Origin of the sequence: Desulfobulbus alkaliphilus (assembly GCF_016918545.1) — a bacterium.
Taxonomy (GTDB): Bacteria; Desulfobacterota; Desulfobulbia; order Desulfobulbales; family Desulfobulbaceae; genus Desulfobulbus; species Desulfobulbus alkaliphilus.
Genome location: NZ_JAFFQC010000006.1, coordinates 56,675 through 78,217, shown reverse-complemented (window position 1 = coordinate 78,217; position 21,543 = coordinate 56,675). Strand labels below are relative to the sequence as shown.

Genomic DNA, 21,543 nt, shown 5'->3' with positions numbered 1-21,543 from the left:
CCCCCGCACTCAATAATCCCGCTTCCAGAACAGCCCCAACCCACTTCCCCTGTGGCCCAGTCTACTTTCCACATTGATTTTCGGGGTCAAATCCACATCGACTGAAACCTGTTCGTCGCCGGTAGTCAGGTCGCTCTCCAGGCGCAGATAGACCCGTTCAGTGAGATATTTTCCGGTCCGCAGGCGCATGTTATTGTCCTGTTCACCGGAAACGATGTCGAGATCATCGAGCTGAAAAATATTGCGGGCAACGTCAAAAACCTCCAGCCCCCCACTCTGGCCGGTGAGTTCACGGGCAGCCAGGGCCAACTTGGCCGCCTGGATCGGAGTGAGGCTGGTCAGGGTCCGGCCAAAAAGCATCCGGGCAAGTATTTCATCTTCAGGCAGATACGGATCCGAACTGAGATGAATGTCAATATCCGGTGCCACTCCGCGAACATTGAGGGTAAAGGTGTCCCCATCCTGGCCGATTTGCGTGGCCCGCACGTCTACATAAGGCATCGGCGGCTGGGTGCCGACAAACTGAATGACACTCTCCTCCGACAAGGTAAATCGTTTCCCCACCAGGTCCAGGCGGCCCCGCTGCAGGTTGATATCCCCCCGCACCACTGGGGCCTGGGCACTTTCGGTGATATGGAGGCGGCCGCCCCATTCCGAGTCAAGCCCTCGACCACGGACAAAGACTCTGGCAGGAAATAGCGCTTCCACGTCCAAAAGAAGTGATGAGGGGGCATCGGCAATGGCTGTCACCGGTTCGACCCGGTCACAATCTGTGAGGTTGGCCAAATCAGCCACTTCGATGACATCCAGTTCCACTATGGCAGGACCGCCCAGGTCGGTGAGTCGAATTTCGACACTGGCAAAGGCCAGTAGCCCCTGGACCATCTGTTCGGCGGTTGATCCGGAGATATCCAGCTGCAGTTCCGCAAGGGTGGCAGTGACCAGATTGCTGTCGAGAAGTCGTAAACCCGAACTCTGCAGGGAAAAGCTGAAGGGAAATCCATCTTCAGGATCAAGCCGGATTTGACCATTGCCTGACAGGGTACCGCCATGACCATCCTCCGCGCTGAGAGCCTGCAAATGGAGTCTGTTTGTATCCAGGTTCAGGTCCGCTGCTATATTACGCAAAAGAATGCCCTGCTGCAGATGATGGTAGCCGGCGGCGGCAACGCTGATATGGCCTGAGGATACAGGAGCCGACAAGGGTCCAGTGAGCGTGATATCAAGCTCTATGTCACCAGTGAGTAACTGGGTTTCAGGCAGCAGTACGTTGCCCAGCCAATGCAGATCAAGCGTTCCATGCACTCCAGCATCCACCATCCCTTCCGCGGGCATGTCGAGATCAAAGGGTTCCAGGGCAAAACGTGCCGCCGTTCGTCCCCACCCCTGAAGCAGGGGGTGTCCCTCCCCCGCCCTGTACACACTGCCGGCAATGAAAAATTCGCCGGCATCGACGCCTGCATCAAGCTGCAGATCCACAGCCAGATCCTCGCCCCCCTGGAACCGAGAAGGTCGAATGTTCCTGCCGCGCAGGGTAAAATCAGCACCTATGGCTGAGAGCGGCCCGGCAAGTTTTGCCTCGGCTGATAAGGTCCCCAGAACCTCGGAGGTCAGCAAGGCCAGGGGCAGCTCATTGACGGTCAGATGCAGGTCAGTGACCTCCTGGTCAAGAAACAATTGCCCACCAATACTCGCCTGACCAATTTCGAGCCGCAGCGGCGAAACCCTGAGATCGCTCACTGTGCGAACCACCTGAGCGGGTGCGACCAGGGAAAGTGTCTGATCCGCCCATATCCCTCCCAGACGGTGCACTTCAACCACATGGGCAGCAGTTGCCGCGGCCGGGGCTGAATAGGAAGCCTGCAGATCGAGGTCAAAGGCATGAAGAAGCTGCCCTCTGGTGGTCAGGTGCATGGCCAGTTCATCGACTGTCCCATTGACCCGGGCGGTCAAAGTCTCGATCTGCGTTGCTCCAGACTGAAAACTTTGAATAATCACAGTGGCATCCAGTTCAGGATCTGCCAAAAGATCCATGGCCTCCACCTGCAGCGACAAAGAACGCAGCGCACCGAAATCAGCAGTAAAATCAGTCAATTCAACCATGAGATGCGCATTCTGTTCTCCCGCTGAACCGGGCTGGGAGACAACCTGGACACCAAGGGCACCATACAGGTCCAGACCGGCCATCCCTGCCAAAGGGTTGATGTCGGCGATTCGGCCGTCCAGATCTACTGTGACTATTCCGCTTTCGAGATCGATTTCCCCCAGACCTTGCACAGAGCCGTCGGGAAAACCCAGCCACAGGTCAGAGAAGGTAAAGATATCTGTCTCCAGGGTGAAGTCAGATTGACCAGACAGGGCCAGTTCGGAAAGAAGCGCCGAAAAGGATATGTTTCCCCTCGGTTTGTCGGTGAGACTCTCTGCCAGCAGCGCCACCCGCAGCGGTCTGACCTGTATCCCGTTCAAGTCAAGATCATCGCTTAAGAGGGTGGCTTCGAGGGAGAGATCGTGGTCCAGAGTCCCTTCAAGCCGGGCATCAAGGAGCATGGTGCCGCTCAACCCAGGGTCCAGATCGGGAACAGCCCGGGCCAGATCAATGATTTCGAGGCGGACCATGGTATTCAGGTACTGGCTCTGTGGAGCAAAATCGCTACTGCCGGATAATTGCAGTTCCTTGGCTTGGAGATGGACATCCTTGATCTGGATCAGGCTCAAACCACCAGGGTCGCTGTCACCTTGCGGTCCCATCAGGTTAACCATCGCCTGGAACGAGACGGATTCTCCCAGGATGTCAGCCACTGGCCCGGGCAGTCCGGCGAGCTTTTCCAGACCGGTGTGGACATCAATATCCACGGCCAGAGGCTGGAGGGTCCCGTGGGCCGCGACTCGGAGAAAAACCTCGCCGGAATACTCCAGGCCGTGGGCCGCAAGCCAGGGCTGGAGTGCGGTCGAGGGCAGGCTGAGGTTTGCTGCCAGGCGACTGCTTTCCAGCGACAATCTCGCGTCCACATCGACAGTGAGACCGTCGGCCTCCAGCACCAGGCTTTGCAATACGAGCTGCTTAAGTTCCGGAAAAAAATCGAGGGTAAAATCTACGTTCAGGGTCTGGGATGGAACCGCATCAGGGAGCTGCAGACCGCGGGTGCGAAGCGCTCCCGTGGCGGTTATGCCCTGCCGGTCATATTCCTGAAGAAAGGTGATGGTTGTATCCAGTTCCAGGGTGCCAATCCGAACAGGATCGGCGACAATGTCTCCCATGGTCAGATTGCCGCGGATATCAGGCGCAGTCATGGGACCGGAAAAGGATGCCTGAAAAAGGAGATTCGGCCCCAGGTCGAGCCCCAGCTGTTGATTCAAAGGGGCGGTTTCGAGAATATCCAGCTGCACGGCACCCTGGGATAGGCCTTGAGACAAATCCAAGTCAGCGTTGAGAGCGGCTCTGGCCGCCGCATTTTCAATGGTCAGGTTTTCAAACCTGACCTGATCGGCCATGGGCAAAGCAACAGCCAGCCGAAAGCCAGTCTCGGGCAGGTAGGCGCTGACTGGCTCAGGCAACAGAGAAGCATCGACAACAAAACTGCCGGCCCAATCCAACTTCGGATACTCCTGCCAGTCCAAGGCCACCTCGCTTGCCAATGAAAACAGAGTGCCGGCCTGGATCTGGAACGAGCCGGTCCACGAGGTCGGTGGCCCGTCACCGGCAAATCGACCTTGCAGCGGCGTGGCTGCCGGCAGGCCAAGGAGGGTGGCAAATACCCCTCCGGGATCCTGAAAATCCACGCCCAGGTTCAGGGTATCGGTTTCAGGTTTGAATCCTGCCTGGACGAGGAGCAGCGCTGATGGACCCTCCAGCGCCTCCAGGCGCAGGTTCATCTTGACCCCGCCACGACCGGTCTCCAGGTCCCCGTCGAATCGCAACAGGGTCTGCCGGCCGGTCACGGCCTCTGCGAGGCTGATTTTTTCCACAGTCAGCCGATCCACGGCTGCCTGAAAATAAGTCTCCGGCAGGGTCGGCAGTTGGACAGGCTTTCGATCCCGGAGCACAGGTTCCTCTCTGTCTTCGCCGGTGGGCAACCGATGCAGCATCACCTGCCTGGCACTGAGTTCGACCACGCGCAGCTTTGCCGCCAACAGATCGCGGCCGGACCAGTGCAAAACAAGCCCGCTGATTTCCAGCCACCCGCCATCGACATCAGCCAATCGCAACTCGTCCAGCCGCAGATCAAAGGGAAAGCGCCCGTGCAGACCGGAAAGGGTTATCCGTTGTTCCGGCACCGATAGCAGCATCCGGTTGGCCAGGTGTTCAGCGTACTGCAGCCCTGAATCAGTGCGCAACAGCAGCAGGATGAGCAGCAGAAAAACACAGAGAACCAACGGTGGCCCGAAAAGCAGGTACAACCACCAGGGTCGGGATATTCGCTCAGATGACTTCCTTGCTTTTTCCATTAAAATGCCTGGCCAATGCTTACATACACCTGAAAAGAATCGTCCTTGTCGCGCTTGTTGAGCGGGATGGCCACATCCAGGCGGATGGGAGCAAAATCAGTGAAATACCGTACCCCAAGTCCTGCTCCCCAGAAAAAATCGTCCTCCCATTGCAACTGAGAACCGGGAAAAACCTGGCCGCCGTCAAGGAAACCGACCAGACCGAAATTTTTCCTCATGCGCAGCCGCAACTCCACACTGCATTCCACCGCGCTCCGCCCGCCGATCACAACCCCGTCTTCCTCCGGGCCAATGGACTGATAAGCGTACCCACGGACGGATCCCCCACCACCGACATAATAGCGCTCATTCGGAGGCAGGTTACGACTGGACTCACCCATAATCGAACCTACCATGCCCCGTCCCGCCAGAACGAGTCGATTATCGGTAAAAAATGGAACATAGGCGCTCAACCCACCGGAGACCTTGAAAAAGCGCGTTCCTGTTTCCAAGGTATCAATAAACGGCTCGGCCCTGACCAAGGCATGCCACCCACGGACAGGATCAAGCAGGTCGTTGCGCTTGTCCCAGGCAAGTTCGCCGGGCACGGAAAAAAGGCCGTAATCCTGGGTAACGCCGCCCTGAGTGGTTTCACTGTAGCCATATTTGACGCCAATCCCAGCTGACCAGGTTTCTCCCAGTTGGCGAAAAAGGGCCGCTCCCGCGGCAACATACTCTTTATCGTAGGCTTCCGTTTGCTCCCGGCCGATTGCAGCGGCAATATTCAGAGATTGCTGCTCATGGAGAAAATGCAGCAACCGGAGATCGGATGACAACGCCTGCTCCTTTTCCGCCAAAACCAGGCGGGTTCGCAAGCGCTCGGCCTGACCAAACAGGTTTCGGTGCTCCCAGTCCAGAACCGTTCCAAGGCCAATATCGGTATCGTAGGCCAGACCTGCCTTGATGGTCCGCGGCACCCGCTCGGCCACGGTAATGGTCACCGGCAGTACCAGCTCCTCCCGAGATGCATCGGGCAATGATTGTTCCGGATAGGTAATATTCACCGTGGCAAACAGACCATCCTGCATCAACCGGTTGTGCAGACTGTTCAACAGTGATGCCTGAAACAACTGCCCTTCGCTCCAGGGCACGCGGGTCATGATATACTCGGGAACCACACGCTGCTTCCCCTTGACCTCAACCGGACCAAAAACAGCCTTCGGTCCGGGGACCACCGTAAAGCGGACGGTCATGGTTCGACCCGCATGCACCACAACAACTTCCCCCAGGCTGACCACGGGAAAGGGATATCCATTTTCACGCAGAAATCTCTGCACTCTGGATGCACCCCGTTCAATTTCCGGGGCCCGGGCTCTTTGACCGATGGCAAGGCCAGCGGCCTCGGCGGTCATTCGGGGAATTTTGCTGTCGTCCGAGGATTCGAGGATTTTAAAGTCGACAGTGTGCAAAATATAGGGTGGTCCGGTTCGCACCTCAAAGATAACCAGAGGCGGAGTGACGGTATGATCCACCCTGGCCTCGACCTGGCCATCATAATAGCCTTCGGAGCGCAGTGCCCGCTGCATTCGTGGTATGTCGAGGCGAGCACGTCGATCCAGCATCTCGGGGCTGGCAGGTGGACGATCCTGAAGGGATTGGGTCTCGGAGACAAAAAACAGTATCTCCCTGAGGGCTGCATCCATGTCGCCCCGTACTTCCACATCGTAGGGTTTCGAACCGAAAACTGCTTCGCGCAGAACATTGGGCAGCAGGTCGATGAGTTGATTATTGAGCGCTGCCTGCAGCACGACCGGGAACAATCCCAGGCAGGTGCTCAACAGCACCGCGCCAATGACCCCTTTGACAAGGGGGCCGTTAGGACCTGGCGACGCGCAAGGAGTCAAATCCTTCCCCCTGGTGCACGGTCAACTGACTGAACGGGATAACCCAGCCACGTTCATTGCAGACCCGGACACAGGTCTGCTGAATAATACGGCCCACGGTCCAGTATGAATCAGCCACCTTGCCGCTCATTCCTACATAGATAATGTAATCCAGAGATGAGGCACCAGCTTCCTTGAAGTCGACAAGCACCGACTCCAGTCCGTCGCCCACCGCAGACGCCCGAAGAGCCTCCGTAACCGCTGCGTCCAAAATACCGGGGACAACATCCAGACAAATGGTCTGGTGCTGATAGTCAATACCAAAGGTCACCGCAAAGCCGAAACCATTCCGGGAAATATTACGCGGCGAACATGCCAGAAAATCGCCGGTGCTGAAGGTGCGCACCGCGCCGACATGTTTGAGCTGGACGATCTCCGGTGTCTGCAGGAGGACCTGGCCGAAGGTGCCGTCATTGAGCATGACAAAATCCCCTTTCCGCGTCGGAAACCAGGGTTCTTCAGGGTCATCCGGTCTGGAGATCATACCGGACAGCTCGATTAAAGGCAGGCGTAAAACACCGCCCTGCAATTCCGGATTGCACAAAATGGAATACAGGTTCAACGTCTTGACCTGCCAGGGAATACCGTTGAACAGGACCCGTTCACCTTCGCGGACAGGTCCCATATCCAACAGCATCCGGGTTTCGGTCATGAACCTGGGCAGGTAGGTTCTCGAGCCGAGTACCACCAGAACCAGAATAACCATGGCCAGGCCCAAAAGCAACCAATCTCCGGAAACATAGAGGACCAACAGCAGGGCAAACAGGGTCATGAGCAGGCAGAACCCCTGATAGCCAATGGTCAGCATCCGGGAATGAGGCTTACGGACAGCGACAACCTGCTCCGTGGATTTACGTCGCAACAATCTGGGCAGACTCTGCAGCAGGAACCAGACGCTGCCCGTCACCGCGATGGCCAGGACCAGAATCAAGCCCCTTCCCTGCACAAAAGAAAGCATGCCCTGATGGAGCATGTTGAAAAAAGTGTCCCGCTCTTCACGCAATTCACGCAACCGCGCCTCGAGCAATTCTATTTCCAGTTGCAGTTCGGCCCGACGCTGCTGCCAGTTTTGTTCAACCCTCTGGAGACGCTCGCGAACATGTTCATCTTCAACACCGGCTTTGACATTGACAATGTTGCTCAAAGCCCGATCAACAGTACTCAGCCGTGCTTGTTCCTTGAGAATCTCCCGGTTCAACAGTTCAATATTCCGCGGGACCTCGGTCATCTTTTTCAACTGATCCAGAAAAGGTTCGACAATTTCAAACAAATCCTGCTGCCAGTTAAACGGCTGTTCCGGTTCATCCCGAAATATACTGCTGTCGACGCCACCGGTGGCGACGGTTTCAAAGGTGGTTCTCGCAGCTTGCAGCAGTCTATCCAGTTCCTCGATCTCTGCCTCGATTTCCGCTCTTTCCGACGCTGTCTCCGCGTCAACCATCTGTTGGCGAAGGGTTTCAAGATGTTTCCTGCGATCCTGAACAGCCTGGGCAATGGAGATCAACTGTCCACGAGCCGTCTGCAGTCTTTCTTCATGTTCAGATAAAGATGCAAGCACATCGGCAGGTTCAGACAGGGCCTGCTGTTGACCTTCCTGAGCAAAAGAAGTCCAGGGGCAGGAGCAGAGCAGGATAAAGACAAGCAAAGGAGAAAGACGGTGAAAAGAAAACATGAAAAAGCCATTGTATGCAAAGGTGAAAACAAGACCGAAGGATAGAGCGAGACAAACCGACAACCGTCGCCAAGCAGAAAGACCGAAGATAGACAGGCCGCTTATGGCAGCGGCAGTACTGGATCAGCCACTCATGCCAGGCGGTGATATATTTTCTGCGGACGAGGTGGCAGCCAATATGCAGCCATTCCCTGGTACCTTGTATCCGTGACGCTGGACGCTTGTGTTGGATAACGCTCACAGATCCAGGTGGTTGAGAAAATCCAAAAAGACGAACCACGACACCAATCCTTGCTGCCTGCCCGCCAGCAACAAGAAAGAGCACAAATTTCGTTCTGGATTTTTCCCGAGACAATCGGACCAACCCTTGAGAACACTAGCCAGCAATCGAGAAAATAATACGTATCCTTAACAAAACCGGAAATTATCAGTCAAGCCCTTTATCTCACGATCCAGGTGCACCGGTCCCCTCAAGGTTGACAATCTTGCGAGAGGATGCATTACTAACGATCACAACGCCAGTAATCAAAAGATCACATTATACCAAAAAGAGCAAAGACCCGCTCGTCCTATAGAAAAGAGGGCCCTTGGAGCAGAAAATGACTTCCAGGCTCAATTCTGTTATATTGAGCTGGAAATGTCGGTTCAGCCGCACAAAGCGCTTGTGTCCGTAAGAAAACAGGCCGAAGAAGAAGACATGAAACACGAAACGCGACAGCACCCCATTCGTGCTCCAAAAAGAAATCCGCGGGAGACTGCACCGGTGACAACGGACCCGCTACCCGCGGACCCGGATTGGCACCGGACCTCACAACCCGTTTTTGTCGTGGAAGATTCTTTTTACAGGGCACGAACACCAGCTCGACCTGTCCACTGGTCCATTGCCTGGTCCGACCTGATGTTGGCTATGTTCATTCTTTTTCTCGTCCTCTACGCCCATCAACGCCATCAACAGGACATTCTCGCCCATGGCATCCCAAACAGGATTGCCGACGAGGCCATCCCGGTCCGCAGCGAGGAGGCGCCATCAGCACTGATCTTTCATCCCATCTCCCAGGAGGTCTCTCAGCAGACCTCGCCGATGCTTCCGGAAGCTTCGCCGGCACCACGCGAACAAAGGGGAGCTGATATTCTCATCCGTCCTCAAACCGTCGTGGACCACAGGGAATCCAGCTTCCCGGATTTATTGCCAGAGCACCAGCCCACCGTGGTCGCCACCGAACCAGGCGTTGAGGATCCGTTATCATCTGCTGCCGAGGACACGGTCCTTTTCACGGAGAGCAGCGGTGAAGAAGAGCTGATCACCGAACTTTTCGACCTCACCCAACTGTCTCTGTCGCAAAACAATCTGGAACAATTCGCTTCCATCGAACTGATACCGGATAAAACCGTGCGGATCATTCTCACCGGTGACCTGCTCTTTCCTTCCGGACAGGCCGACCTGACCCCTGATGCTGTCGAATCACTCAAACAACTGGCAGTCATTATCAAAAAAACGCCGTACATGGTCAATGTCATCGGCCACACCGACGATCGCCCCATACGGTCGGCCCGTTTTCCATCCAACTGGGAATTATCAGTGGCGCGAGCCAGCGGGGTAGCCCGCTTTCTCATCGCAGAGACCGGATTGCCGGCCGGTCAGTTCAGCGTGACCGGGTACAGTTCCTACCGCCCGGTCCGTCCCAATATCAATGAAGAAAACCGCCGGGTAAACCGGCGGGTGGAAATCATCCTTTCCAAGGAGCCACCGGCCGTGGGTACAACCTGGCCCTCGAGCCTCCAACAACCGGACGACATGTAGATGAAAAAGAAAAATCTGATCGGACTGATTCTCTGCGCCCTTGTCTTTTTCGGTGGCTTTTTGTTTAAAGGCAGCCTCAACCTCTATTTCAACCTTGCCAGCCTGATGATTGTCGCCGGCGGCACTGCAACCGCCGCCCTGCTCAGTTTCCAGATCGATCGACTGATCATCGTCTTCAGGGTGGTCCGGGCCTCCTATGGAAGCAGACAAAAATCCGAAGAAGAGATTGTCGATATTCTTATCAATCTCGCCATCAAATCCAGAGGGGCGGGCATCCTTTCCCTGCAAAAGGATGAACACGAGACCTCGATCCTCTTTCTCCGTCGTGGTCTGGGTTGCCTGGTGGACAAATATGACCCCCGTCAGATTCGTGACATCCTCAACACGGAGATGTATTTTTTCAAACTGCGACGAGAGGACAGCGAGCGGGTGCTGCGTACCATCGCTGATTTCTGCCCGGCTTTTGGCATTGTCGGTTCTGTAGCCGGCCTGATCCCCATGCTGGCGGGGATCGACGATACCGCCATTATCCTCCAGACCGTTCCCCTGGCACTGACCTCGATCCTGTACGGCCTCATCTTCGCCTATTTTTTCTTTCTTCCTTTTGCCGCCAACCTGCGGGAACGGACTAATCAGGAACTGCTGCTGCAGAAAATCATTATGGAAGGGATTCTGGCCATTGAAAGTGAGGTCAACCCGACGGTCCTGAAAACCAAGCTGCTCTCCTTTCTGACGCCCTCATCCCGCAAAGCCGATCTGGTCCCATTGGCCCGTATCCGGGAACGTTTTCATATCAAGGACGAGGAACCTCAGGGACCGGCGGTTTTCTGAGGGAAGGCTGATAACAACATCGATCAAAAAAATCGCCTCGGTTTGATGGACCTGATTATTCATTCCATGACGGCTACAGGACCAGGCAGGCCGGTTGAGGCCAACCGAAACAGAAAAAACCTGGGTGCAAATTATTGCCGGTCGTGTACTATGCGCAGCATTCCTGAACGGCTTTTTCTCGGCCATTACAGTTTAAACTTGCCCTGATTCCTTGACCGGCGCCTGCCCGGAAAGGAGATGTTCTGGCCTCTATTCAGGCTCGTCGGTACAGGGCCCCGCAGCCATGGAAGGACTCGTGCGAGTCTTGAACGTGAGCGCGCAGCAAGGAGGCAGAGAAAGAGAACCGTTTCCGGACAGGCACTGACTGCAACGTCTGCGCCAACGCATCATCAGGCAAACCGTAATCAGGCCAAACGAAACTGCCCTTGCCTGCCGGCGACCAGCCAGACTGGGGCCAGCATACATTCGGCAGCCTTATCCCTTTCTCTTTCCGTATTGATCCCATGTCCGCTCCCTTTGTTCATCTCCATGTGCACACCCAGTTCTCCATGCTCGACGGGGCCATCCGCATTGCCGACCTCATCCGTACCACCAGGGAATTCGACATGGAGGCCGTGGCCATAACCGATCATGGCGCCATGTATGGGGCTCTTGAATTTTATGAAAAAGCCAGAAAAGCAGGACTCCGACCTTTGGTCGGCAGCGAATTGTATCTGGCGGAAAACGGCATGCATGTGCACGACCGGAACGCCGGGCATAATTTTCATCTGGTAGCACTGGCCATGGATGCCACCGGCTACGCCAACCTGATGAAGCTGACCTCCCTGGCCCAGACCCAGGGGTTTTATTACCGGCCGCGCATCGACCGGGCGACCCTGTACCGCCACCACGAAGGGTTGATTGTTCTCACCGCCTGCCTCAAGGGCGAAATACCTTGGCGCCTGACCCATAATGACCCCGGAGGGGCTAGAGCACGGGCTCTGGAAATGCAAAAAGTTTTCGGCGACCGCCTCTACCTGGAAATTCAGGAAAACGGTCTCCCTGAACAGACCGTAGCCAACCAGGGGCTCCTGGCTCTGGCTGATGAGTTGAAGATCAAGGTGGTCGCCACCAATGACTGCCATTATCTGACCCAGGAGGAATCCTACGCCCACGAGGTCCTGCTCTGTATCCAGACCGGAAAAACCATTCATGACCCCAAACGGTTCCGCTTCAACACCGACCAGCTGTATTTTAAATCCGCGGCAGAGATGGCGGCCCACTTCCCCTCCTGTCCCCAGGCCCTCGCCAATACCCTGGAGGTGGCTGAGCGCTGCAATCTTGACCTGCAATTTGGAACACACCATTTCCCGAACTTTCAGGTCAAAGAGGGAGAGACACTGGACAGTGAGTTTGCCAAAGCCTGTTGGGACGGCCTGAAGATTCGCCTTGATCAACTCGACGGATTGCAGCCGGTCACCCCGGAACAGGAAGCCACCTACCGAGACCGCCTCTCCCTTGAAATCGATGTCATCCAGAAAATGGGTTTTTCCGGCTATTTCCTCATAGTTGCCGACTTTATCAATTGGGCCAAGCACCAACAGATCCCGGTAGGTCCCGGACGCGGTTCCGGAGCCGGCAGCCTGGCCGCCTACTGCCTTTCGATCACGGATATCGATCCCATCCCCTATGGTCTTATCTTTGAACGTTTCCTCAATGTCGAACGGATGTCCATGCCTGATTTCGATGTCGATTTCTGCAAGGAACGGCGCGATGAGGTCCTTGATTATGTCCGTGCCCGCTATGGCGGAGATGAACATGTGGCCCAGATTGTTGCCTATGGCTCCATGAAGGCACGGGCTGTGCTCCGCGATGTCGGCCGGGTGCTTGAAATCCCTCTCCCTGTTGTCGACCGGATTGCCAAACTGGTCCCGGAAGAGCTGAAAATCACCTTGAAAAAGGCGATCGACAAAGAACCGCGGCTGCGTGAGGCCATGAAAGAAGAAGGGGTCAGGGAACTGCTCACCGTCTCACAGACCCTGGAAGGGCTGTCCAGGCACAAATCGACCCATGCGGCCGGAGTAGTGATCTCCCCCCGACCGATGGTGGAGTATCTGCCGGTCTGCGTTGGTCCCAACAAGGAAATTCTGACGCAGTACGACATGAAATACACCGAGAAAACCGGGCTGATCAAGTTCGATTTCCTCGGTCTCAAGACCTTGACCGTTATTGACCGGGCCCTGAAACTGATCCAATATGACCTGGGCATCGAGGTCGACCTGCGGCGGATTTCCATGGACGACCCCAAGACCTATGCGCTGCTCTGCCGGGGAGACAGCCTCGGCGTTTTTCAGCTGGAAAGCGACGGCATGCGCGAGTTACTGATCAAAATGCAGCCGGAGCAGTTTTCCGATCTCATCGCCCTGGTGGCTCTGTACCGCCCTGGACCACTTGATTCCGGCATGGTCGACACCTTTGTGGAAACCAAACACGGCCGGCAACTGCCCGATTATCCCCTGCCGCAGATCAAGTCCGTGCTTCAGGAAACCTACGGGGTGATCGTCTATCAGGAGCAGGTGATGAAAATCTCCAATATCCTGGCAGGCTACAGCCTAGGCGATGCCGATATTCTCCGGCGGGCCATGGGAAAAAAAATCCCCGAGGTCATGGAGACCGAGCGGGGCAAATTCATGGCCGGTGCCAAAGCCAAGGGGATACAGGAGGAAAAAGCCAAGTATATTTTCGACCTCATGGCCAAATTTGCCGGGTACGGGTTCAACAAATCCCATTCGGCGGCCTACGCGCTGATCGCCTACCAGACCGCATATCTCAAAGCCCACTATCCGGCTCAATTTCTTGCCGCTCTGCTCTCCTGCGATGTCGAGAACACCGACAAGGTGGTCAAATATATCAACGAATGCCGTCAGCAAAAAATTGAGGTGTTGCCGCCGGACATCAACGAATCGTTTCACGACTTCGTTGTCATTAACAACCGCATCCGCTTTGGCCTCGCCGCGGTGAAAAATGTGGGCGGCGCCGCCCTTGACTCCATCCTGGCCGAACGGTCCTCAAGCGGCCCTTATCAGTCTCTGGGCGATTTCTGCTGCCGTATCGATGCGGCCAAAGTCAACCGCAAGGTCATAGAAAGCCTGATCAAGGCAGGGGCCTTTGATTCGATGCCAGGCAGCCGGGCCCAACTCATGGCCATTCTCGACCAGTGCATTGACCGGGCCAGGGCTATACAGCGGGATCGAATGAGTGGTCAGATGAATCTATTCGCCATCGGTCAGCCCGCTGGTCATAAAAGCGCACCTGTCCATATTGAACTCCCGCAGGACGTGCAGGAGTGGCCGGAGACACAGCGGCTCTCCCACGAAAAGGAAACCGTGGGCTTTTTTCTTACCGGCCATCCGCTGGAAGGGGTTCTGGAGGACCTGCGGCGGGTTGTGGATACTGATCTTGCCGGGGTGGCGCAGCTGCGGGATGGCCAGGCAGCCCGTATCGGCGGTCTCATCGGCAGCTACAAGGAACACAAATCAAAAAAAGGCGAACAGATGGCTTTCACCACTCTGGAAGATATGAGCGCCAGCCTTGAGGTCATTGTCTTTCCCTCCACTTTTGCCGAATGTGCTCACCTGCTGCGCACCGAACAACCTCTTGTAGTTCTCGGGACAGTCCAACAGGGAGAACGGGGCGCAAAAATGGTGGCCCAGGAAGTAAAAACCCTGGCTGAAGCCCTGGAACACTACACCGAGCAGACAAGAATCACCCTACAGGCCTCGACCACCTCACGTCAGCAGATGCTGGAGTTGAAAGAGCTGCTCTACCACCATCACGGCACCATCCCCGTCCTCCTGACCCTGCACTTCGGCAACCGGGGCGAGGTCGACATCGAAATTCTCAAGGACATGAGCATCCGCCCTTCCACCGATCTGTTCTGGAACATCACCCGACTCTGCGGACCACGATCACTTGCCGTGCAGATGCGGCAACCGGAAGTTACTCGACGAAACGGCAACGGTAGCGGCAACGGCCGCAACAACGGTTGATAATCGCTGGATTCAGGCGAACGGTTACAGTTCCAGAGCATGCAGCCTTATATCTGCAGCCGGAAACGTATATAAAAAAAAAGCGGCCACCACAAGGGCAGGCCGCTTGTTCCAACCTGAGCAAGAGAAAGTTCGGCTATTATGCCGGCATTTCCCGGAACAATTCAAACATTTTCAAATATTTCATACTCCGTGGGATGTCCGAGCAACTTGTCGATCTGCTCCTGCAAGGCAATCCTTTCCTTGCTCAACACCCACTCACGCCAGTCATCCATGGACTGCCAAGTGCTGATAACCAGACTCACTCCGGGCTCGTCAAGCCGGGTGAAAGACTCTCCGGAGATATACCCCTTTCTGGCCAGCGTCAGGGCCCTTAACTTTTTCAGCAGAGCATCCAGTTCAGGTGCGTGCTGATCCCCCACTTTTCTTTTGATAAGAACTTTGACAGCCATGCGATCCTCCCTGTGTTGATGTAGCGTTGATCGAGCAAATCCAGATCCGACATACACAAACAGCCAGGCAGTTCTTAACCTGGTACTCGTCAATATACGCATAAACAGCATTGAAATCAAAAAAATATGTGCGGAGCGCAGAAAAGAATGCAAAAAAAACGAGTTGGCGCATCCCGATTCCCGGGATCTCCTGTGCCACAATGAGAGCATCCGTGTTGCCATTTACCCTGACAATCAACACTACTACGTCCTGAAATTCCGCTTTTGTTGATCGCTTATGGGGAGAAATGCACAATCACCTCATCACCGATCGTACTGCCAAGCTGCAGAGCGGCGTTGGCCTGATTGGCGGCGATTTCCAGATATCCGGAGCTGTCGACAAGAACCAGGAGGCCTCCTGGTGCAACCTCGCTGTAGGTCCGAACCAGATGAGGCAGCCAACATCCGCCGATTTCGAGCCCGACAAAGGTGCAAAGGTCAACCGATGAAGAACAACAGGGGATGTTGGTACGGATATTGCCAAAATGGTCGATGTGGCGCACCTGGCCGTGAAGACGATGGCCTTGCCGGGACACTGAGGGTTCGCTGATCATGATCACATCCCGCGGTGCAACAGCCGGACCGATATCAGCCAGCGACCCGCCGCCGGCCAGATAGGCGGCCAGCGGCGCCATGATGTCTCGACCATGAAAGGTGCAACTGACCGGTGAAGAGAAAAAAACCGGGTTAGTCAGACGATGCAGCACCTCAATCCTGCCATCCTTGATCAACAGCGATAAAATGCCGTTGTCCGGACCTACAAAGAGGTGCTCGTCTCCGGCGGCTGCCAGGATTGGACGCCGGGAGCCCACTTGCGGGTCGACCACGGCCAGATGGACGGTTCCCGACGGGAAAAAAACATAACTGGTGCGCACAGTGATGGCGGCGGCAGCAACATCCCATGGGGGGATGGCGTGGGTGAGGTCGACGATGGTCGCCGTCCGACAGCCCTTGAGTAAAGCCCCTTTGAGCTGCCCGACGTACGGATCCGTCAAACCGAAATCAGTGGTCAGGGTAATGACGGCAGGGATGGAATGCATACGCCGGGGGGATAGAGAAAGTATACGATGCAAAGAAACTCTGGGGCACGGGAGCGGCTCATCGGATGCGGATGCACCTGAGCCGTCCCAGCTTGGCTGATTTGTTCAATGCTCGTGAATGCTCACGGATTCAGGATACGGCAAACCAAAATCCATGCTCAGGAAAAACAAAGCCCGCAGTCCGGACAGGCATCGGTGCTGGTGGAAAAGCAAAACCCGCACGCCGGGCAGATTGCCTCGGACGCACTGCTGTCGTACACCGAACCGGCCAGACTGACATCATGGTCCGCTAACCCGGTGGTGCGCCTGTGTTCCCCGTCCAGCACGGCCAGGGCTTCCTGTACATCAGCAGGCCGCACCTGCAGCAGGACCTCGGGGCCGCGACAGCCCCGGCCACAGTTGACCGTACCGTCCCCGGAGAGCAGAGCGGGCACACCTTGTCGAGATAAACACTCCTGCAACTGCTTCAGCAAAGCCATCCCTCCCTGGCGCAGAGTGATCACCGGTTCATCGGCTCGAATGTCCCGGGAACGGACCGCAATCCCTGCCCCATGCCGCCGACTCTTGTGCATGGTCAACATCTGTTCGCCGGTGAGCAGTTCCAGGCCACAGGCGACGCAGCTGCGGATCTCCCATAGGTATTCATCACTGCAACGGGGACAGTATTTCAAGTCAATTGCAAATTCCAGATCCATGGCCCCCCACAGGATGGGATGGTGTCGCGACACTGAACAAACCGGACCAGCATCAGAGAATGTATCGGCTCAAATCCTCGTTTTCGGAGATATCAGTCAACTGCCGAAGCACATATTCAGCCGTCACGGTAAACACCAGGTCCTCCCGATCCGAGGCATCAAAGGAAATTTCATCAAGCACCCGTTCGATGATGGTGTGCAGACGACGAGCACCGATATCTTCCGTCTTGCGGTTGACCTGCACTGCGATTCGAGCCATCTCCCGAATGGCTTCTTCTTCGAAGATCAACTGAACATCCTCGGTGGCCAGCAAGGCGACATACTGTTTGATCAGCGCACTCCTGGGCTCGGTGAGAATACGATAAAATTCCTCCTCGCCAAGCGCATGCAGATTAACCCGGATCGGGAAACGCCCCTGCAGTTCGGGGACCAAGTCGGAAGGCTTGCAGACATGAAAAGCGCCGCTGGCAATGAAAAGAATGTGGTCGGTTTTGACCGGTCCATACTTGGTGGTGACCGTGGTCCCCTCGACTATGGGCAGCAGATCACGTTGCACTCCCTCCCGGGAAACCTCGGGTGAACCTGAACCGGTCCCGCCACGGGAGGCTATCTTATCAATCTCGTCAAGAAAGATGATGCCGGACTGCTCGGTGCGACGAATGGCCTTTTCCGTGACACTTTCAGTGTCCACCAGCCGTTGGGCCTCTTCCTTTTTGAGAAATTCAAGGGCTTGCGGAACCTTCATCTTTTTCGGCTGTTTTTTCCTGGGAAAGAACCTGGAAAAAGCATCCTGGAGTGAATTCTGCATTTCTTCCATGCCTGAGGCGGAAAACACCTCCACCATTGGGGGACTGGCGGATGACGGCACCGCCAGTTCCACCACCCGATCGTTCAGTTCTCCCCGGTGGAGCATATCACGAAACCGTTCTCTGGTGGCCTGACCCCTGAGATCCTCCTGCCCGATCGATTGATCTTCATACCCCAGGGAGATCACATCACCCCTGGGCGGAGTCGTTCGACCGGTACCTTGTCCGGCCGGTCGCGGCAGAAGGAGGTCAAGCAGGCGTTCTTCGGCCATCTCCGCTGCCTTGCCCTGCACCCCTTCCTCTTCTTCCCGGGTCACCATGTTGACTGCAAGTTGCATCAGATCACGGATCATGGATTCAACATCGCGACCGACATACCCGACTTCGGTGAATTTCGAAGCCTCAACCTTGAGAAAAGGACTCTGGGCCAGGTGAGCGAGACGCCGAGCGATTTCAGTCTTGCCGACTCCGGTCGGTCCGATCATGATGATGTTTTTCGGGGCGATTTCCTCCCGCAGAGGCGGTTCGACCTGTTGTCGCCGCCAGCGATTGCGCAAGGCGATGGCCACCGAACGTTTGGCCTCGGCCTGCCCGATAATGTATCGATCAAGTTCGGCAACGGTTTCCCCAGGGGTGAGAGAGTTGAGTTCCTGCATTTCTTTCATATTTTTTCGACAACAATGTTGGTGTTGGTATACACGCACAATGAACCGGCAATTTCCAGGGCAACCCTGGCAATGGCAGCGGCATCAAGCTCGGAATGGTCTATCAATGCCTTGGCAGCGGCCTGGGCATAAGGGCCACCGGACCCTATGGCCAGAATCCCGTCATCCCCTTCGATGACGTCGCCGTTGCCGGAAAGCAGCAGAGAATGGGTCGCGTCAACAGCTATCAACATGGCCTCGAGTCGCCGTAGCATTTTATCCATCCGCCAGTCCTTGGCCAATTCGACCGCCGCCCGCATCAGATTACCGTTGTACTGCTCAAGCTTCTGCTCCAGACGATCATATAAGGTGAAGGCATCAGCGGTTGCTCCGGCAAAACCGGTGATGACCTGATCGTGATAGAGGCGGCGAACCTTTTTCGCCTGATGCTTGATGATGGTCTGGCCGAGAGAAACCTGACCGTCACCGGCAACAACAACCTGACCTTGGTGGCGAATGGCGATGATCGTGGTGGAACGTCTTTCTGGCTGGCTCATGTTCTATTTTCAGGTTGGTGTCCATCCGCCAACAAACGGTGCTGTTCTCTCTAACGGCGCTCCGACGACTGCAACTGCTGTCGAATTGTCCTGCTCCAAAAAAACTTTGCCAGCATCACAATGATTCTGGGGGGAACAGCATTGTTTCCGGATGGTCACTGGTTGATTGTTGATAAACGGATCAATATGGTGAGCAGTTGTAAACACTATCAGAAAAGGAGTCAATCCGTAACCTGTCTTTCCTGGTTCGGCTCCTTGTCCCTACGGGCCTGGGGGTGCGCCTGATCATACACCCTTGCGAGGTGGTCGATGTTGACATGGGTATATTTCTGCGTCGTTGAGAGGCTGACATGTCCGAGTAATTCCTGAACCATGCGAAGGTCAGCTCCCATTTCCAGCAGATGGGTGGCAAAAGAATGGCGCAGGCCATGCGGTGTCACCGTGGTAGCGATACCGGCCCGCTCTCCATACATCTGGATGGTCCTTTCCACGCTCCGCACGGTCAATCGCGTTCCCCGAGCGTTGAGAAACAGAGCGTTGCGCTCGGCCTCCTTGCCCCTGGCCATACGAGCGACGATCAAGGCATCACGCTCGGGCAAGTACACGCGCAGCGCCTCGGCCGCTGAACGACCAAAAGGGATCAATCGCTCTTTGTTCCCTTTCCCTCGAACCCGGACCATCTCAGTCGTAAAATCAAAATCTTCGGTATTGCCGCCCACCAACTCGGAAACCCGCATACCGGTGGAGTACATCAGTTCCATGATCGCCCGGTCTCGACGATGATATCGATCTTTGGCCGTCGGCGCCTCGAGCAGGGCAAAAACCTCATCCACAGTGAGAAAAACCGGAATATGGCGGTTGAGCTTTGGGCCGGCAATGCCGGTGACCGGATCAGACTCCACCACTCCCTCCCGTTGCAGATATTTGAAAAAGCTTCGCAGGGAGGAAAGCTTACGGGCCACGGAAGCGCTGGCATTCCCTGCGTACAGCGATCCGACAAACGCCTGCACTTCCTGGGCCCTGATTGCCCGGGGATCGGACACTGCCGCGCAGAACCGCTGAAATTCGCCGAGATCACGCTGATAGCCAACAACTGTGTGGAGCGAGTACCCTTTTTCTACGGCAAGCCAGGAGATGAATTGTTCGATATAACCTGTCATAATGAAAGAAGTATTGAAACCGGAAAAAAGAATGTTTAGAATGTAGAGCTACTTTCGATATTGTTGCAACTGTTTTTTTCGCCCAATGCATCCACATCTGGCAAAGTGCGGGTGGAGTATTTTCAGTTTTCCGTGAGGATGCTACTTTCCTGTTTTGACCTGAAGCTGCACAATCGACCTGCTCTGCTTCGACCCGATTACACGAAAACTACCTGCCGTTTCTGCAACCTGAATCGTAGCTTATGGGTGAAGCGATTGCTCGCCCGCACCCGACAAATGGTTTCTTGCACAGCATCAGATTAAAAATTCCAGAAACGGACTCCGGCTCCCATGGCAAAAAAAACCTTTGAAAACGCCCTGGCCAAACTCGAACAGATAACCGAAGAGCTTGAGGCAGGAGAACTGAGTCTGGAAAAAAGCCTCGACAAATTCAACGAAGGTATTGCCCTGGTACAGTTCTGTGGCAGCAGGCTCGAGGAGGCCAAAGGACGGGTTGAACTGCTGCTGAACAAGAACGGCCAGTTGGCTGGTCTGCCTTTTACAGAGGAAAACGGTGGAGATTAAAATCTACCTTACCCAGCAACAGCAGCGGGTCGAGGAACATCTGGCCGGCCTCATACCCGACGCTGTCGGTCTTTTCCACAACCATATCGAATCGATGCGATACAGTCTTTTCGTTGGTGGCAAGCGGATCCGTCCCATTCTCTGCCTGGCCGGTGCTGAAGCGGTGGACCCGAGCGAAGCGACCCGAAAAAAAACGCTGACCGTCGCCTGCGCCCTGGAATGTATCCATACCTACTCTCTCATCCATGATGACCTGCCGGCCATGGACGATGATGATCTTCGCCGCGGCAAACCAACGAATCACAGAGTTTTTGGGGAAGCCGCTGCCATTCTCGCTGGTGATGGACTCCTCACCTATGCCTTTGATCTTCTCAGCGGCCAGGCCAGCGCTGCTCTCCCCGATGCGGACCGGATCCGTATCATCAATCTCATTGCCAGGGCCGCCGGTCCGCTGGGTATGGTCGGTGGACAGTCTCTGGACATGCTCCATGAGGGAAAACAGATCGGTTATGAGACGCTGCGCACCATTCACTACAGCAAGACCGGCGCGCTGATCACCGCTTCAGTGGTCAGTGGCGCCATAGTTGCTGGAGCTGATCCGGAGCAGGAAATGGCCCTGGAGACCTATGGCGGTCATATCGGCCTGGCCTTCCAGATCGTCGATGATCTTCTCGATGTCGAAGCCACCACCGAGGAACTGGGCAAGCCGGCGGGTAGCGATATGAAAGCAGAAAAAAGCACCTACCCTTCTCTTCTGGGCAGAGGTACCTCGCGAACCATGGCCAGGGAAGCTGTCCAGGCCGCCATCTCGGCACTCACCCCCTTTGACCGACAGGCTGACCCGCTCAGAGCGCTTGCCAAGTACATTGTCGACCGGACCAGATAG

14 protein-coding genes are annotated in these 21,543 nt (G+C 55.6%); 5 read left to right on the top strand and 9 right to left on the bottom strand.

The window, feature by feature from the left end:
* Positions 1–9 precede the first annotated feature (9 nt).
* Genes JWG43_RS04880 through JWG43_RS04870 form a run of 3 tightly spaced genes read right to left on the bottom strand, consistent with a single transcriptional unit; the run spans position 10 to position 8,040 of the window.
* Positions 10–4,446, bottom strand: a complete 4,437-nt coding sequence (locus tag JWG43_RS04880) for a translocation/assembly module TamB domain-containing protein (protein ID WP_205241697.1) — start codon at positions 4,444–4,446, stop codon at positions 10–12.
* Positions 4,446–6,329 carry an autotransporter assembly complex protein TamA gene (locus JWG43_RS04875; protein ID WP_205241696.1) on the bottom strand — a complete coding sequence of 628 codons (1,884 nt, stop codon included), beginning with the start codon at positions 6,327–6,329 and terminating at the stop codon, positions 4,446–4,448. The genes JWG43_RS04880 and JWG43_RS04875 overlap by 1 nt, the downstream gene beginning before the upstream one ends.
* Positions 6,301–8,040, bottom strand: a complete 1,740-nt coding sequence (locus JWG43_RS04870) for a hypothetical protein (protein ID WP_205241695.1) — start codon at positions 8,038–8,040, stop codon at positions 6,301–6,303. Before JWG43_RS04870 ends, JWG43_RS04875 begins: the two co-directional genes overlap by 29 nt.
* A 697-nt stretch (positions 8,041–8,737) precedes the next feature.
* On the opposite strand from JWG43_RS04870, the gene JWG43_RS04865 reads away from it, so the two are divergent.
* The 3 genes from JWG43_RS04865 (at position 8,738) to dnaE (ending at position 14,700) form a co-directional block, all read left to right on the top strand.
* The gene (locus JWG43_RS04865; protein ID WP_205241694.1) at positions 8,738–9,841 is read left to right on the top strand and encodes an OmpA family protein; all 1,104 of its coding nucleotides are present in this window, start codon (positions 8,738–8,740) and stop codon (positions 9,839–9,841) included.
* Positions 9,842–10,672 (top strand): motility protein A, encoded by an 831-nt coding sequence (locus tag JWG43_RS04860; protein ID WP_205241693.1) that lies wholly within the window; start codon positions 9,842–9,844, stop codon positions 10,670–10,672. It begins immediately after the preceding gene.
* A 503-nt stretch (positions 10,673–11,175) separates the two neighbouring features.
* Complete coding sequence (gene dnaE, locus JWG43_RS04855; protein WP_205241762.1) at positions 11,176–14,700, top strand: DNA polymerase III subunit alpha; 3,525 nt, start codon at positions 11,176–11,178, stop codon at positions 14,698–14,700.
* A gap of 164 nt (positions 14,701–14,864) precedes the next feature.
* Here the strand turns inward: dnaE and JWG43_RS04850 are convergent, their stop codons facing one another.
* From JWG43_RS04850 to xerC, 6 genes are all read right to left on the bottom strand, one after another.
* A complete protein-coding gene (locus JWG43_RS04850; protein WP_205241692.1) occupies positions 14,865–15,152 on the bottom strand; it encodes an antibiotic biosynthesis monooxygenase family protein in 288 nt (95 codons plus the stop codon).
* Positions 15,153–15,427: 275 nt separating this feature from the next.
* A complete protein-coding gene (locus JWG43_RS04845) occupies positions 15,428–16,231 on the bottom strand; it encodes an SAM hydrolase/SAM-dependent halogenase family protein (RefSeq protein WP_205241691.1) in 804 nt (267 codons plus the stop codon).
* 158 nt (positions 16,232–16,389) lie between these two features.
* A complete protein-coding gene (locus JWG43_RS04840) occupies positions 16,390–16,926 on the bottom strand; it encodes a zinc ribbon-containing (seleno)protein DG (RefSeq protein WP_205241690.1) in 537 nt (178 codons plus the stop codon).
* Positions 16,927–16,978: 52 nt separating this feature from the next.
* On the bottom strand, positions 16,979–18,388 hold the full coding sequence (gene hslU / locus JWG43_RS04835) for an ATP-dependent protease ATPase subunit HslU (protein WP_205241761.1): 1,410 nt from the start codon (positions 18,386–18,388) through the stop codon (positions 16,979–16,981).
* Positions 18,389–18,393: 5 nt separating this feature from the next.
* Complete coding sequence (gene hslV, locus JWG43_RS04830) at positions 18,394–18,933, bottom strand: ATP-dependent protease subunit HslV (RefSeq protein WP_205241689.1); 540 nt, start codon at positions 18,931–18,933, stop codon at positions 18,394–18,396.
* A gap of 221 nt (positions 18,934–19,154) precedes the next feature.
* Positions 19,155–20,093 carry a tyrosine recombinase XerC gene (gene xerC / locus JWG43_RS04825; RefSeq protein ID WP_205241688.1) on the bottom strand — a complete coding sequence of 313 codons (939 nt, stop codon included), beginning with the start codon at positions 20,091–20,093 and terminating at the stop codon, positions 19,155–19,157.
* Between the two features lie 330 nt (positions 20,094–20,423).
* On the opposite strand from xerC, the gene JWG43_RS04820 reads away from it, so the two are divergent.
* Together JWG43_RS04820 and JWG43_RS04815 are read left to right on the top strand one after the other, a co-directional pair.
* On the top strand, positions 20,424–20,657 hold the full coding sequence (locus tag JWG43_RS04820) for an exodeoxyribonuclease VII small subunit (protein WP_205241687.1): 234 nt from the start codon (positions 20,424–20,426) through the stop codon (positions 20,655–20,657).
* Complete coding sequence (locus JWG43_RS04815) at positions 20,647–21,543, top strand: farnesyl diphosphate synthase (RefSeq protein ID WP_205241686.1); 897 nt, start codon at positions 20,647–20,649, stop codon at positions 21,541–21,543. The genes JWG43_RS04820 and JWG43_RS04815 overlap by 11 nt, the downstream gene beginning before the upstream one ends.

What these genes read in the sequence shown, in the direction of transcription:
- hslU (WP_205241761.1), bottom strand. Translation starts at nt 18,388, where the DNA reads ATGCAGGAACTCAACTCTCTCACCCCTGGGGAAACCGTTGCCGAACTT.
- JWG43_RS04880 (WP_205241697.1), bottom strand. Translation starts at nt 4,446, where the DNA reads ATGGAAAAAGCAAGGAAGTCATCTGAGCGAATATCCCGACCCTGGTGG.
- JWG43_RS04840 (WP_205241690.1), bottom strand. Translation starts at nt 16,926, where the DNA reads ATGGATCTGGAATTTGCAATTGACTTGAAATACTGTCCCCGTTGCAGT.
- JWG43_RS04860 (WP_205241693.1), top strand. Translation starts at nt 9,842, where the DNA reads ATGAAAAAGAAAAATCTGATCGGACTGATTCTCTGCGCCCTTGTCTTT.
- JWG43_RS04845 (WP_205241691.1), bottom strand. Translation starts at nt 16,231, where the DNA reads ATGCATTCCATCCCTGCCGTCATTACCCTGACCACTGATTTCGGTTTG.
- JWG43_RS04850 (WP_205241692.1), bottom strand. Translation starts at nt 15,152, where the DNA reads ATGGCTGTCAAAGTTCTTATCAAAAGAAAAGTGGGGGATCAGCACGCA.
- hslV (WP_205241689.1), bottom strand. Translation starts at nt 18,933, where the DNA reads ATGAGCCAGCCAGAAAGACGTTCCACCACGATCATCGCCATTCGCCAC.
- xerC (WP_205241688.1), bottom strand. Translation starts at nt 20,093, where the DNA reads ATGACAGGTTATATCGAACAATTCATCTCCTGGCTTGCCGTAGAAAAA.
- JWG43_RS04820 (WP_205241687.1), top strand. Translation starts at nt 20,424, where the DNA reads ATGGCAAAAAAAACCTTTGAAAACGCCCTGGCCAAACTCGAACAGATA.
- JWG43_RS04870 (WP_205241695.1), bottom strand. Translation starts at nt 8,040, where the DNA reads ATGTTTTCTTTTCACCGTCTTTCTCCTTTGCTTGTCTTTATCCTGCTC.
- JWG43_RS04865 (WP_205241694.1), top strand. Translation starts at nt 8,738, where the DNA reads ATGAAACACGAAACGCGACAGCACCCCATTCGTGCTCCAAAAAGAAAT.
- dnaE (WP_205241762.1), top strand. Translation starts at nt 11,176, where the DNA reads ATGTCCGCTCCCTTTGTTCATCTCCATGTGCACACCCAGTTCTCCATG.